Consider the following 13531-nt stretch of genomic DNA (forward strand, 5'->3'; position numbering starts at 1 on the left):
AGGTCAGCGAGCGCTGTGGGCCTTCGTGCCGAGGGAGCGCAGGAAATCCCAGGCGTCGGAGACGATCTCGTCGAGGTCGTTGTGCTCGGGTCGCCAGCCCAGTTCGGCGACCGCTCGGTCACTGGAGGCGATCAATACGGCCGGGTCACCCGCGCGGCGCGGCGCGTCGATCGTCTCGATCGGCAGACCGGTGACCCGCTCGCACGCCGAGATCACTTCGCGCACCGAGAAACCCGTGCCCGAACCCAGGTTGCAGATCCGGTGTGTGCCCGGCTGCGACGACGACAGCGCGAGCAGATGCGCCTGCGCCAGGTCGCGGATGTGGATGTAGTCACGCACGCACGTACCGTCCGGCGTCGGCCAGTCGGTGCCGTACACCGAAATGGCCTTGCGATGACCCAGTGCCACCTGCAATACGAGGGGGATCAGATGCGTTTCCACCACCCGGTTCTCGCCGAGCCCGGCATAGGCGCCCGCCACGTTGAAATAGCGCAGGCTGGTCGCGGCCAGATCGTGCGCCACCGCGTAGGAGGTGATGGCGTGATCGATGGCCAGCTTGCTGGCGCCGTAGGGATTGGTGGGGCGCGTGGGCGAGGCCTCGGTGATCGGGACCTGCTCGGGCTCGCCGTACACCGCGGCGGTGGAGGAGAACACCAGGCGGGGGGTTCCGGTCTCACGGATCGCCTCGAGCAGCGTCAGCGTTTTCACGACGTTGCCGTGCCAGTACTTCTCCGGCTGCTCCACCGACTCGCCGACCAGCGACTGCGCCGCGAAATGCAGAACACCGTCGAAGGATTCGGCACGCAGCAGATCGGGGGCGGCGACAGCGATATCACCGTCGACGAACCGGGCACCGGCCGGCACACCGTCGGCGTTACCGGTCGAGAGGTCATCGACCACGACCACCTCGTGGCCCTCTTCGAGCAGCACGGCGGCGCAACCGCCACCCACGTAGCCGGCGCCGCCGGTGACAAGAAGTTTCACGAATCAGACCAGCCTCACCTGGACGGCATGCGCCATCTCTTCGGACAGTTCGAAACCGTTGTGGCCCGGCACCGTGATCAGCACCGCACCCGGCTTGGTCTCCACGGTAACGCGTGCGTCGGGCACCACGCCCGCCTCACGCAACCGCCCGATGACCTCCGGGTCGGTCTGGATGTGCTCGGCCAGCCTGCGCACGACCACCGCGTGCAGCGCGCCGTTGGGCAGATCGGAGAGCCGGATCAGCTTCTCCTCGGCGGCGGACACGTCGCCGAGGCCGAGTTCGTCCAGACCCGGGATGGGGTTGCCGTAGGGCGAGGTGGTCGGGTGGTTGAGCACCTCGATCAGGCGCCGCTCCACCTCCTCGCTCATCACGTGTTCCCAGCGACACGCCTCGGCGTGGACGTTCTCCCAGTCCAGACCGATGATGTCGACCAGCAACCGCTCGGCGAGCCGGTGCTTGCGCATCACCGAGACGGCCATGGAACGGCCCTTGTCGGTGAGCTCGAGATGGCGGTCGCCCGCGACGAGCAACAGGCCGTCGCGCTCCATCCGCGCGACCGTCTGGCTCACCGTCGGACCACTCTGCTCGAGGCGTTCGGCGATGCGTGCCCGCAACGGCACCACGCCCTCTTCCTCGAGGTCGTAGATGGTACGGAGATACATCTCCGTGGTGTCGACCAGATCCTTCACCTGATACCCCTTCGTCAGCACGAATTCTACCCACGCGCGAACGCCGGTCCGCCCGTCGGACCAGCGGCCCTATTTCTACTGCATGTCAACGCCGCACGGGGGCTGCTGCTTCCGGCTAGCGTGGCGACCATGGTCACGTCGCCGCGCAGCGAAACCAGTGGGACCGTCGTGTGGACCGAGCGATTCCTCGGCTACACCTGGAGTCCGGAGCATCCGATGAAGCCGGCGCGCCTGCAATACACCATGTCGCTGGCCGAAAGCCTAGGTCTTCTCGATGGTGTCGAGCCGTTGGCACCCGACGCGGCCACCCAGGCCGATCTGATGCGGGTCCACAGCAGCTCCTACATCGAGGCGGTGCGCCGGGCCGGACAGGGCCCGCCGACGCCCGAGGACGTCCTCTACGGGCTCGGAACCGCCGATAATCCGGTGTTCCCGAGGATGCACGAGGCGGCGTCGGTGATCGTCGGCGGCACTCTCGCCGCCGCCAGGGAGATCGCGGCGGGCCGTACCCGGCGGGCTGTGAGCATCGGCGGTGGAATGCACCACGCCATGCCGGATTCGGCGGCGGGGTTCTGCGTCTACAACGACGCCGCGATCGCCATCTCATGGCTGCTCGACCACGGCTTCGACCGCATCGCCTACCTCGATGTCGATGTCCACCACGGCGACGGTGTGCAACGCGCGTTCTACGCCGATCCGCGGGTGCTCACGGTGTCGATACACCAGCATCCGGCGACGTTGTGGCCCAATACCGGCTGGCCCGAAGAGACCGGGGTCGGGGCGGCCGAAGGTACCTCGATCAATCTGCCACTCCTGCCGGGCACCCGGGACGCGCAGTGGCTGAGAGGATTTCACGCGGTGGTGCCCGGTGCGGTCGCCGCGTTCCGGCCGCAGATCATCATCAGCCAGTGCGGTGTCGACACCCACCGCGAAGATCCGCTGGCCGATCTGGAGCTCACCGTCGACGGTCAGCGCGCGGCCTTCCTCGCGATGCGCGACCTCGCCGACGAACACGCCGAAGGGCGGTGGCTGGCCATCGGCGGTGGCGGATACGGCGTGGTGCGGGTGGTGCCGCGCGCCTGGACCCACCTGCTCGCCGCGGCACTGGACCGGCCGCTCGCCCCCGAAACGCCGGTGCCCGCCGACTGGATCGACCACGTGCGGGCCTCCGCGCCACGTGTGCAACCACCGACGACCATGGGTGACGGCGGCGACACCGCCTATCGGGCCTGGGACGGTCCCGGCGGCACACCCGAGATCGGCGACGCGGGCCAGATCCGCGCGCAGCGCGCGGTCGACACCGCGATCACGGCCACCCGGCGGGCGAGTTTCGGCCTGCTCGGGCTCGATCCGGAGGATCCTCGTGACTGAGCCACTGCTACCGGATACCGCCGACACGCCCGCGAATCCGCCTGCCCCGCCTCAACATTGGTACGGCGATGTGCTCGCCGCCGACGGTGGCGTGGTCCGGGTGCGCCCGATCGTGCCCGCCGATGCCGACGCGCTCGCGGCCTTTCACACCGGCCTGTCCGATCGCACCCGGTATCTGCGCTACTTCGGTCCGTACCCGCAGATCTCGCCGAAGGACATGTACCGCACCACCCACGTCGACTACCGCGATCGGGTCGGTCTCGTCGCGGTGCTCGGCACGGCGATCATCGGCGTGGCCCGCTACGAACTGCTCGCCCGGCCGGGCCCACGCGCGGCCGAGGTGGCGTTCGTGGTCGCCGACGAGCACCAGGGGCGTGGGCTCGGCTCGGTGTTGCTCGAACACCTCGCCGGTGCCGCCGCCGAGAACGAGGTGATCGCCTTCGTCGCCGAGGTGCTGGCCGAGAACGAGGCCATGATCACGGTCTTCCGTGAGGCCGGCTACCAACTGCAGCGCAGTCGTGATGGTTCCGAGGTACACCTCGAATTCGCCATCGACCCCACCGAAGCGCTGCGCACCGTGCGGGATTCGCGGGAGGCGGCCTCGGAAGCACGCAGTGTCGGCAATCTGCTCGCACCCGGTTCGGTCGCGGTGATCGGCGCGTCACCGGAACAGACCCGGGTCGGCGGCGCGGTATTCGCGAATCTGCTGGCAGGCGGTTTCAGCGGACCCGTGTTCCCGGTGAACCTGCACCGGCGCTCGGTCCGTGGCGTGCGCGCCTACGCCGCGGTGAGCGAGATCCCCGACGAGGTGGACCTGGCGGTGGTGGCGGTGCCACCCGCCGCGATCGGGGCGGTCCTCGACGATTGCATGGCCAAGGGGGTCAAGGGCCTTGTCGTGTTGACCGCCGGCTTCGGCGAGACCGGGGCAGCCGGGCTGGCCGCCGAACACGACCTGGTCGCCGCGGCGCGCGGGCATGGGATGCGTGTGGTCGGACCCAGCGCGCTCGGCATCGCCAACACCGATCCCGCGGTCGGTCTCAACGCGACTTTGGCCCCGGTGCTACCCCAGCGCGGGCGAATCGGCTTCTTCTGCCAATCCGGCCCCCTCGGCGCGGCGATCCTCGGCGAGGCCGCGGCCCGCAACCTCGGTCTGTCGACGTTCGTCTCGGCGGGAAACCGGGCCGACGTCTCGGGCAACGACCTGCTCCAGTACTGGGACACCGCCGCCGATACCGAGGTGATCCTGCTGTATCTGGAGAGCTTCGGTAACCCACGCAAGTTCTCCCGGTTGGCACGCCGGGTGGCCCGCGGCAAACCGATCGTCGCGGTGAGCAGCGGCCGCCTCGCGGCCGGCGCCGACATGGACCGCATCGTGGTCCGCGATCTCTTCGGTCAGGCCGGGATCATCCAGGTCGACTCCATCTCCGAACTGTTCGACTGTGCCGCGCTGCTGGCCTGTCAGCCGCTACCGAAGGGCCCCCGGGTCGCGGTGGTCGGTAACAGCGCCGCGCTGAACTGGCTGGCCATCGACGCCGCCCGCAGCGAAGGGCTGCGGGTGCACCGGCCCGTCATCGCGGTCGACCGAGGTCCCGGAGCCCGGCCCACCGAACGCGGAGCGCAGGCCGCGCGGCCGCCGGAGCCGGACCTACGCAGCGCTCGGCCGGGCGAGCGCGCCGAGCGAGGCGCGGATCGTGCCGGGCGGACGGCGTGGGGATTGCGCGGCGCCCGGCGGGGAAGCCGGGGCCCGGCCGATGCCGGGACGACCGACCGGCCCGGGGACAGCACCGGGGCGCCGGACCGAAGCAGGGGCAGCGGACCGGCCGACCGGCCCCGGGACAACGCCGGGACGCCTGACCGAAGCAGGGGCAGCGGACCGGCCGACCGGCCCGGGGACAACGCCGGGACGCCCGATCGGACGAGAGGTGGCGTAGGGCCGGCCGACCGGACCAGAGGTAGCGCCGGGTCGTCCCAGCGGACTGTGGGCAGTGCCGGGCCTGCTCACCGGACCGCGGACAGCGCCGGGCCGACCCGCCACACCGAGGGCGACCTCGGCCCGGCCGCACGGAGCGTGGACAGTGCGATCGTGGACGGGCCGGTGGATCTCGGCCCGGAGGCGACACCGGCCGACTTCCGGGAAGCGGTCCTGGCTGCGCTGCGTAGCGAGGAGGTCGACGCGGTGATCGTCGTGGTCGCCCCGCCCGTTCCGGTGCCGATGGAAGGCTTCGGAGACGCCTTGCGGGCGGCAGCCGCGGCGGCGCCGGGCAAGCCGGTGCTCACCACGTTCGTCGCGGAATCGGGCATTCCGCGACAGTTGGCGGTGCGTACCACCGCGGGCGCGCCGGCCCGCGGGTCCATCCCGTCCTATCCGGATCCCGAGCGAGCCGCGCGAGCCCTGGCCAGGGTGGATCGGTACGCGCGCTGGCGGGATCGGCCGATCTCGCCGGTGGTGCGCCCGCCAGGAATCGACACCGCGGCCGCGGCGGCGCTGGTGGAGGGCTGGCTCGCCGAGTCGGGCGGGCGGTGGCTCACCGACGAGGAAGCGGTGCGGCTACTCGGGTGCTACGGCATCGACGTGGTCGAGTTCCGGGCTGTGCGTGATGCCGAACAGGCGGTCGCCGCGGCCGAGGAACTCGGTTATCCGGTCGCGGCGAAGGCCACGGGGGAGCTGTGGCGGCGCCGACCGGATCTGATCGGCGTGCGTCTGGATCTGTGGGGACCGGAGGCGGTCCGGCAGGCCTACACCGACCTGGTGGAGATCTGTGGCGATCCGCTGCTGCACGTGCAGAAGATGGCGACCAAGGGTGTCGGCTGCGTGCTGCGCGTCACCGACGACCCCTCGTTCGGATCGGTCATCCAATTCGGCCTGTCCGGCATGATCATCGACCTGCTCGGCGACCGCGCCTACCGCGCCCTACCGCTGACCGAGGAGGAAGCGACCGCGCTCATCGACGCACCACGCGCGGCGCCATTGCTCTCGGACGGGCCGGGCAGAGTGGGGGTGGACAAAGCCGCACTGGCCGCGCTGGCTCAACGCATCTCGGCCTTGTTCGACGACATCCCCCAGATGCGCGAACTCTCCTGCGACCCCGTCCTGGCCGCCTCGGCCTCGGCGGAGATCATCTACGCCCGAGCACGCATCGGCCCGGAACCGAGCCGCTTCGACACCGGCCCCCGTCGGCTGGCCTGAACGATGGCCGATCGGTCCGGTGGAACGAACAACGCCGACCGGCTCGCGACCCGGAGGGGAGGGGTGCGCGGTCGCCGGTCGGCGTTTCGGCAGACGACCCCGCGGGGCCGTCGAGTTTTCGGATCAGCTGGCGTAGGCGCGCAAGCGGTCGGCGCGGTCGCCCTTGCGCAGCTTGGACATGACCTCGCGCTCGATCTGGCGGACCCGCTCGCGGGACAGGCCGAAGAGCTTGCCGATCTGGTCCAGGGTGCGCGGCTGGCCGTCGTCGAGACCGAAGCGCAGGCGGATGACCTGCTGTTCGCGCTCGTCGAGGGTGGCCAGGACGCTGCGCACGTCGTGGTGCAGCAGGCCGGCGATGACGGCGCTCTCGGCGGAGGTGGCCTCGGAGTCCTCGATGAAGTCGCCGAGGGGAGCCTCCTCGTCGTTGCCGACGGGCATGTCCAGGCTCACCGGGTCGCGGCTGTGGTCGAGCAGATCGGCGATCTTCTCCACCGGGATGCCCGACTCGTTGGCGAGTTCGGCGTCGGTGGCCTCGCGGCCCAGCTGCTGATGCAGTTCCCGCTTGATCCTGGCGAGCTTGTTCACCTGTTCGACCAGGTGCACGGGCAGCCGGATGGTGCGGCTCTGATCGGCCATGCCGCGGGTGATGGCCTGACGGATCCACCAGGTGGCGTAGGTGGAGAACTTGAAGCCCTTGGCGTAATCGAACTTCTCCATCGCGCGGATCAGTCCGAGGTTGCCCTCCTGGATCAGGTCCAGCAGCGGCATGCCGCGGCCCGTGTAGCGCTTGGCCAGCGATACGACCAGACGCAGGTTGGCCTCGAGCAGGTGCGAGCGGGCGGCAGAGCCCTCGCGAACCAGAATCGCCAGGTCACGCTTGCGAGCCGCCGTCAACCGCTTACTGGTTGACAGCAGGTTCTGGGCATACAGGCCCGCCTCGATGCGCTTGGCCAATTCGACCTCGTCGGCCGCCGTGAGCAGTGCCGTGCGTCCGATTCCGTTGAGGTACACGCGTACCAGATCGGCTGCGGGGCTCTGGGCGTCGATATCGGCCTCGCTGGGGCGCAAACGAGTGGTGGCGGGGCTTGTCATGACTTGCCTCCTGTCGGTGGTGTCTCACTCCGATCAACGGACCCGACTTAGAGAAAGTTCCCGATCCCGCGGTCGATAAACCGCTCTGAGCTGCTGGTTCCCACCCCAACGGCTGAGAAGTTCCTGAGAAGAGGGTCCTGGTCGGAACTCGCTGCCACCGCGGGGCGGCTCAGACGGGCCGCACCAGTCCGTGACGGACGAGTCCGGCGACCACACCGAGGGCCTGGGCGGCGAATTCCGGCGTGACCTGCTCTGCTCCGTCGGCGAGGGCGAGTAGTTCGATCAGTTCGTACAACGGCAGCCCGTCGGGCCGCATTCCCGCGACCAGCGCGACCGTCGACTCGTCGACCTCGTGCTGCCAGCGTGGTCCGTCGCCGCGATGAAGCCGGGCCACCTGCTCGGTCCAGCCGAACTCGCCGGGCAGATACACCCGCTCCAGCGCGGTCGCCGGGCTCGGCGCGAAACGGGATGCCCACGCGAGGTTTTCGTCGGAGGCCACCGCGCGCAACCACGCCGACCGCGCGAAGTACCCGGCCACTTCGGTGCCGAGCGGGTCGTCGAAACCATGGGTGAGGTCCTCGGCGAGGAGTTCGGTGGGGCCGTCGATCGCGCGCAGATAGACGAACCCGAACCCGACACCTTCGACATCGGCGGCCTCGAAGGCGTCGAGCCAGCGCGCCGCCTGTTCCTGGGCGGCCGGGTCGCGCGGGTCCAGGCCCGCGTCGCGCAACCAGGTACCGACGTAGAGGGCAGGATCGGCGACGTCGCGCTGCACGACCCACGCGTCGACGCCGTGCGCGGGCAACCAGCTCGACACGCGCCGGCGCCAGTCCTCGCCGTCCACGTGCACCCAGGCGGCGAGCATGGCCGCCGTGCCGCCGGGGGCCAGTAGCTCGGGCGCCTGCCCGATGACCAGTTCACTGGCCCCGTCCAGGGCGAGCCCGGAGTCGCGATAGGTGTGCTCGATGCGGGCCGGACCGACCACGAACGGCGGATTGGCCACGACCTGGTCGAAGCGTCGCCCCGCCACCGGCTCGAACCAGGACCCCTCGAGCAGTTCGATATCGAGTTCGTTGAGCGCGGCCGTGGCCTGCGCCAGCCACAGGGCCCGTGCGTTGACATCGGTGGCGGTGACCCGACCCGCGTAACCCGCCGCGTGCACGGCCTGCACACCGCAGCCGGTGCCCAGATCCAGCACGGTGCCGACGGGTTCGGTGGGGGTGGCGCGCAGCAACGACAGCGACGCGTGCCCGACGCCGAGGACGTGATCCTCGGTGAGCGTGCGCCGCCGCATCGAATCGTCGAGATCGGACAGGATCCACCGGGTACCCGCGCCGGCATCGAGCGGCCGCAGATCCAGCGCGGCCCGCACCTGGTCACCGTCGCGCGTGAGCAGACCCGCCGCCACCGCGGCGTCGATGCGCACCGGCGCCAGTGCGGTCGCGACGTCGCGCTCCGGCAGGACGTCTCCGAGCAGCAGCAACCGCACCAGCGTGCCGAGGTCGCCCGCCGCCCGCGCCGCCCGCCGCACCGGCACCGGCTCCGAACGGCTCAGTGCCGCATGCACATCGGGACCCAACGCCTCGACGAGGGTGTCGGCGTCGTAGCCGACGCGGATCAGCGCGGTGCGCAGGTCCGGGCACAGCGCGGTGAGCGGGGAGTCGGTCATCGTCGGGTTCGTAGGCACCCGACCACTCTGCCAGGGCCACGAGCACCGAGAACGACCAGCTGCCACTGCGTGTCGTCGCGTGCGCAGACCCTGGACTCGCCCGAATACCGCGGTAGCTAGTTCCTCTCACGGACTGGATGGAAAGCCGCTGGGTCGCAGTGGCACATCGGCTGTGCTCGCGGCAGGTCGCATTCTGAGGTGGTTCAGCCGGTGTACGGGTCCCGCGATGTCACGCAGTACAAGGCATTTCCGGGGTCACGCAGGACGATCCAGTGTTCGGCGTCGGTGACCCGGGTGGCGCCGAGGGATTCGTGCCAGGCCGCGGTGGCGGTGATGTTCGACGAGGCCAGGTCGGCGTGCGCGCCGGTGGGGCCGGGCTCATCCAGGCGCTGGAGCAGAAAGTGCAGTGGCTGGTCGGGGCCGCGCAGGCGCGAGAATTCCGGGCGGCGGCCGGGCTTGTGGGTCCAGTCGGTGAGTGTCTGCCAGAAGGCGGTATCGGCGTCGATGTCGGTGGGGGACAGGTCGAGGCAGATCTGGTCGAGGCGGGTCACTGTGCCGTCGGGCGCGGTCGACACCGTGATCGGCGCCGGACCGAGACCGGCGGGCTCGGTAGACGGAATGAGACAGAACGTCTGTCCGGCAGGCGATTCCAGCACGGTGTAGTCATCCATCTCGGCGACCACGTGGGCGCCGAGCCCGGTCGCGGTCGCGATCGCCGCGGGGAGATCGTCGACGTCGAGATCCAGGTGGATGCCGCCGTCGTCGTGGACGGCTTGCATCTTGATCCACGCGGGCCCGGTGGCGGGCAGCAGGGTGATGAACTCATCGTGTTCGCCGCGCGGTGGCGAGACGGTGGAGTCGGTGACCTTCGCCCAGAATCGTGCGCAGTCGGCGAAAGTATCGACGGGTCGGTCGAGAAAGGCCCAGGTCCAGCGAATCATGCTGTCTCCCTTCCGCTATGAGGGCACCTCGGAAGCCGTCGGCCGGATTCGGTTGTCCTGTCGGGCAGCTCGGGTGGTCCTGTCCGAACGGTAGGCGGCCCGCGCTCCGCTGTCGACAGCCTTGTCGGTTCAGCGCGCGGGGCTCCGCTGTCACGGCCTTCGTGCCGCGTTTCGCTCGCGCGCGCCCGACCGACCCCGTCGATGGCAGGATATTGACGAAACATGTCACACCGGCCACTCGCTCGCCCGCCGTCGATCCGGCACGCTGGCCGAGTGACCGATTTACGTGCGCCCGCGCCGCCCACCGGCGACGACCCGGCCGACAACCTCACTTCCGCACCGGCATCGGTCACCGACGAACGTCGTCGACTCCATCCCGCGTGGATCGTGGCGGGCGTCGGCTTCGTCGCCCTCCTCGGCGCGGCCGCCTTCCGCTCGGTCCCCAGCGTCCTCATCGAGCCGCTGCACACCGAATTCGGGTGGTCACACGCCACGATCTCCACCGCCATCTCGCTGAACATGCTGCTCTACGGCCTGATCTCGCCGTTCGCCGCCGCGCTGATGGATCGATTCGGCATCCGCAAGGTGGTGTGTTCGGCGCTGGTGCTGATCGCCGCGGGCAGCGGGCTGACGGTGTTCATGACCCAGGCGTGGCAGCTGGTGGCGACCTGGGGATTGCTGGTGGGTGTCGGCGTCGGGTCGATGTCCATGCCGTTCGTCGCGACCATCACCGGCCGTTGGTTCGTCCGGAGTCGTGGCCTGGTCACCGGAGTGCTCACCGCGGCGGGCGCCACCGGTCAGCTGGTGTTCCTGCCGCTGGTGTCGATGCTGGCCACCGAGCACGGCTGGCGGCTGCCGTCGTTGATCGTGGCGGCAGTGGCGCTGTCGGTGGTGCCGCTGGTCTGGCTGTTCGTGCGCGACTATCCCAGCGACGTCGGTGTCCGCGCGTACGGGGCGCCGACCGATTCGGACGCGGGCGCGCGAGTCCCGATCGTGGGCGGTGCCAACCGGGCGTTGAAGGTACTCGCCTCGGCCGCGCGCCGACCCGGATTCTGGCTGCTGGCGGGCGGTTTCGCGATCTGTGGGGCCTCGACGAACGGCCTGGTCGGCACCCATTTCGTCACCGCGGCCCACGACCACGGCATGCCGCCGACCACCGCGGCCGGACTGCTCGCCCTGGTCGGGATCTTCGATGTGGCAGGCACCATCGCCTCGGGCTGGCTCTCGGACCGCGTGGATCCGCGCTACCTGCTGCTCGGCTACTACTCGCTGCGCGGGCTCTCGCTACTGATCCTGCCGTCGCTGCTCGGGCCGCACACCGAGCCGAGCATGTGGGTGTTCATCGTGTTCTACGGCCTGGACTGGATCGCGACCGTCCCGCCGACCGTGCTGCTGTGCCGCGAACTCTTCGGCGCGGACGGCCCGATCGCGTTCGGCTGGGTCTTCGCCGCCCACCAGGTCGGCGCCGCCGTGGCCGCCACCGGCGCGGGCTTCATCCGCGACGTCCAGGGCTCTACGACCTCGCCTGGTACGTGGCGGGTGCGCTCTGCGGGATCGCCGCGGTCATGTCGATGCTGGTCCGCAGACCGGCAACGGCCGAGTAGCCGAACCCAGCCGCTATTCCAGGGTCTTGTGCTGTCCGGATTCCAGCGCGATCTGGTTCGTGCGGCCGTCCCAGCGGCTGGGTTCGTCCTTGGTCCGCGGCGGGCGGTCGTTGGCGATCAGCACCGCGATCCACGGCAGCGGCACCGAGGCGGCGATGATCAGGATCGAGAGCAGCGGGTTCTCGAACGCGCTGTAGGCGATCGCGGCCAGGATCAGGCAGGGGATCCGGAAGGCCATGATGAACGTGTAGCGGCGCACTCTGGCGCGATGCTGGTCGTCGAGCGAGGGCGCGGCCTCGGTGATCAGCACGGCGTGTTCGGCGGGGGCGGGCCGGAAGAACCCACGCGAGGACTTGGGCTCGGGGGGGATCGTCACTTCCGGGTCCGGCTTCGGTTCGTCGGCGCCTGGGACATCGCCGTAGGACTGCATACCCCGAGTCTTCCACTCGGCGTCATCGAGCGCACACGCGGCTGGTCAGCGGCCCGGGGCCGGGATGCGGCATCATGGAAGGCGTGAGTACAGACACTCTGGTACGCCCGGAAACCACGACCGACGAGACGACCAGCGACGACACCCCCAAATTCTTCCATTACGTGAAGAAGGACCGGATCGCCGAAAGTGCCGTGATGGGCACGATGGTCGTCGCCCTGTGTGGCGAGGTTTTCCCGGTGACGCGTTCGGCCAAGCCCGGCTCGCCCGTGTGCCCGGACTGCAAGAAGGTCTACGAGGGCTTGCGCAAGGACGGCGACTGAGCCGAGGACTCGGTCGGTGACGCCGGTGCCTCGGAGCAGGCCCCGGCGGTTTCGTCGTGCTCATCGTCATCGTCGTCGTCACCCCGCACCTGGCTGGTGATCCATTCCTTGACCTGCTCGATCCGGGTGGCCCGGGCAGGCCAGAACTCCTGAACGGCGGCGTTGAACTCCGCGCCCAGGATCACCGCGAAGCCGAGGAAGTACGTGAACAGCAGGAACGCGATCGGGGTGGCCAGCGCGCCGTAGCTCACCCCGGTGGCGGTGATCCACGACAGGTACCGGCGCAGCAGGTCGCTGGCCGCCATGAAGAAGACCCCGGCCACCAGCGCGCCGCCGAACAGCCGATGCCACGGCAGTGATTTGTGCAGGGCCAGCTTGTAGAGCGTGGTCAGCCCGACGATCAGCAGCAGCCCGACGATCGGGTAGTAGAACGTGTCGATCAGCCGCAATCCCGGCTCCCGCCACGCTTCGGGCAGCACCCGCCCGATCCTGGTGGGACCCAGTGCGATCACCGGCAGGATGAGCACCGCGGCCACCAGGAACTGCACGTAGAGCAGCAGCGCGAAGATCCGCTGCCAGATCGGATGACGGGCGTCCTGCTGTCCGTGCGCCTCCACGATGGCGTCGACGAAGGTGGCCATCGCCGAGGAGCCGGCCCACAGCGACAGCACGAAACCCACCGACACCAGCGCGCCGCGCCCTCGGCCGAGCACGTCGTCGACGGTCGGTTCGATCAGGTCCGAGACCACCGACGGGCTGAAGAACTCGCGGCTGAACGCGATGATCTTGCTCTCCACGATCTGCACGGTGTCGGGCCCGAACAATCCGCCCACATAGCCGAGGCTGCCGAGGAGGCCGAGCAGCAGTGGTGCCAGCGACAGGGTCTGCCAGAACGCCGCCGCCGCGGACTTGGCGAAAATCGAGTTGTCCCAGCACTTGACCGCGACCCGGACCACCAGTCGCCATGCCGTAGCGAGCCATCGCACCCACGGCGCGTGATCGCTGCGACGTTGCGGAGCGGCCCGCGCGCCGACCGCAGGGCGCGCGGGCGAGTCGCGGGGCGGGAGCGCCTGCGGCGGGTGTGCCGCGTCGGCAGCCGGGACCTGGTCGTTGTTCATCTCGGTGTCAAGCATCCCGCACGTTGGGGGTCTGTGTGGTGCGGGCCGGGCATCGTGTCGGCGGGTAACAGGTAAATGGCCGGTGACCACGGGCGCGGTTGTGATGCCTGTCGCCCACCCCG

Annotated in this window: 10 protein-coding genes and 1 pseudogene; 4 read left to right on the forward strand and 7 right to left on the reverse strand. The window is 69.9% G+C overall.

Features of this window, described 5'->3' with window-relative positions; all coding sequences use genetic code 11:
- Positions 1-3: 3 nt before the first annotated feature.
- Together galE and ACFQ9R_RS03345 are read right to left on the reverse strand one after the other, a co-directional pair.
- A complete protein-coding gene (gene galE / locus ACFQ9R_RS03340) occupies positions 4-984 on the reverse strand; it encodes a UDP-glucose 4-epimerase GalE (RefSeq protein WP_378626657.1) in 981 nt (326 codons plus the stop codon).
- A gap of 3 nt (positions 985-987) precedes the next feature.
- Positions 988-1674, reverse strand: a complete 687-nt coding sequence (locus ACFQ9R_RS03345; RefSeq protein WP_378989121.1) for a metal-dependent transcriptional regulator — start codon at positions 1672-1674, stop codon at positions 988-990.
- A 129-nt stretch (positions 1675-1803) separates the two neighbouring features.
- Here ACFQ9R_RS03345 and ACFQ9R_RS03350 point away from each other — a divergent pair, with 129 nt between their 5' ends.
- Both ACFQ9R_RS03350 and ACFQ9R_RS03355 read left to right on the forward strand, forming a co-directional pair.
- Positions 1804-3045 carry an acetoin utilization protein AcuC gene (locus ACFQ9R_RS03350; RefSeq protein WP_378988608.1) on the forward strand — a complete coding sequence of 414 codons (1242 nt, stop codon included), beginning with the start codon at positions 1804-1806 and terminating at the stop codon, positions 3043-3045.
- Entirely contained in the window at positions 3038-6232 is a 3195-nt protein-coding gene (locus ACFQ9R_RS03355) for a GNAT family N-acetyltransferase (protein ID WP_378988610.1), read from the forward strand. The genes ACFQ9R_RS03350 and ACFQ9R_RS03355 overlap by 8 nt, the downstream gene beginning before the upstream one ends.
- A gap of 123 nt (positions 6233-6355) precedes the next feature.
- On the opposite strand, the gene ACFQ9R_RS03360 is transcribed toward ACFQ9R_RS03355, so the two are convergent.
- The 3 genes from ACFQ9R_RS03360 to ACFQ9R_RS03370 form a co-directional block, all read right to left on the reverse strand.
- Positions 6356-7324 carry a sigma-70 family RNA polymerase sigma factor gene (locus tag ACFQ9R_RS03360; RefSeq protein ID WP_378626663.1) on the reverse strand — a complete coding sequence of 323 codons (969 nt, stop codon included), beginning with the start codon at positions 7322-7324 and terminating at the stop codon, positions 6356-6358.
- 169 nt (positions 7325-7493) lie between these two features.
- The gene (locus ACFQ9R_RS03365) at positions 7494-8993 is read right to left on the reverse strand and encodes a methyltransferase (RefSeq protein ID WP_378988612.1); all 1500 of its coding nucleotides are present in this window, start codon (positions 8991-8993) and stop codon (positions 7494-7496) included.
- A 203-nt stretch (positions 8994-9196) separates the two neighbouring features.
- Positions 9197-9934, reverse strand: a complete 738-nt coding sequence (locus tag ACFQ9R_RS03370; protein ID WP_378988614.1) for a VOC family protein — start codon at positions 9932-9934, stop codon at positions 9197-9199.
- A 222-nt stretch (positions 9935-10156) separates the two neighbouring features.
- Between ACFQ9R_RS03370 and ACFQ9R_RS03375 the strand changes: the two are divergent.
- Positions 10157-11538 (forward strand): annotated as a pseudogene (locus ACFQ9R_RS03375) (MFS transporter).
- A gap of 13 nt (positions 11539-11551) precedes the next feature.
- On the opposite strand, the gene ACFQ9R_RS03380 reads toward ACFQ9R_RS03375, so the two are convergent.
- Entirely contained in the window at positions 11552-11968 is a 417-nt protein-coding gene (locus tag ACFQ9R_RS03380) for a DUF3099 domain-containing protein (RefSeq protein WP_378988616.1), read from the reverse strand.
- Between the two features lie 83 nt (positions 11969-12051).
- Here ACFQ9R_RS03380 and ACFQ9R_RS03385 point away from each other — a divergent pair, with 83 nt between their 5' ends.
- Complete coding sequence (locus ACFQ9R_RS03385; RefSeq protein WP_056815556.1) at positions 12052-12291, forward strand: DUF3039 domain-containing protein; 240 nt, start codon at positions 12052-12054, stop codon at positions 12289-12291.
- On the opposite strand, the gene ACFQ9R_RS03390 is transcribed toward ACFQ9R_RS03385, so the two are convergent.
- Complete coding sequence (locus ACFQ9R_RS03390; RefSeq protein ID WP_378988618.1) at positions 12261-13424, reverse strand: YihY/virulence factor BrkB family protein; 1164 nt, start codon at positions 13422-13424, stop codon at positions 12261-12263. The two genes, ACFQ9R_RS03385 and ACFQ9R_RS03390, sit on opposite strands and share 31 nt — an antisense overlap.
- Positions 13425-13531 lie beyond the last annotated feature (107 nt).

Origin of the sequence: Nocardia sp. NPDC056541 (assembly GCF_042794235.1) — a bacterium.
Lineage (GTDB): Bacteria > Actinomycetota > Actinomycetes > Mycobacteriales > Mycobacteriaceae > Nocardia.

Bases quoted from the DNA above. Each gene is read 5' to 3' on its own strand.
- ACFQ9R_RS03350 (WP_378988608.1), top strand. From the start codon at position 1,804: ATGGTCACGTCGCCGCGCAGCGAAACCAGTGGGACCGTCGTGTGGACC.
- ACFQ9R_RS03360 (WP_378626663.1), bottom strand. From the start codon at position 7,324: ATGACAAGCCCCGCCACCACTCGTTTGCGCCCCAGCGAGGCCGATATC.
- ACFQ9R_RS03365 (WP_378988612.1), bottom strand. From the start codon at position 8,993: ATGACCGACTCCCCGCTCACCGCGCTGTGCCCGGACCTGCGCACCGCG.
- ACFQ9R_RS03370 (WP_378988614.1), bottom strand. From the start codon at position 9,934: ATGATTCGCTGGACCTGGGCCTTTCTCGACCGACCCGTCGATACTTTC.
- ACFQ9R_RS03380 (WP_378988616.1), bottom strand. From the start codon at position 11,968: ATGCAGTCCTACGGCGATGTCCCAGGCGCCGACGAACCGAAGCCGGAC.
- ACFQ9R_RS03390 (WP_378988618.1), bottom strand. From the start codon at position 13,424: ATGCTTGACACCGAGATGAACAACGACCAGGTCCCGGCTGCCGACGCG.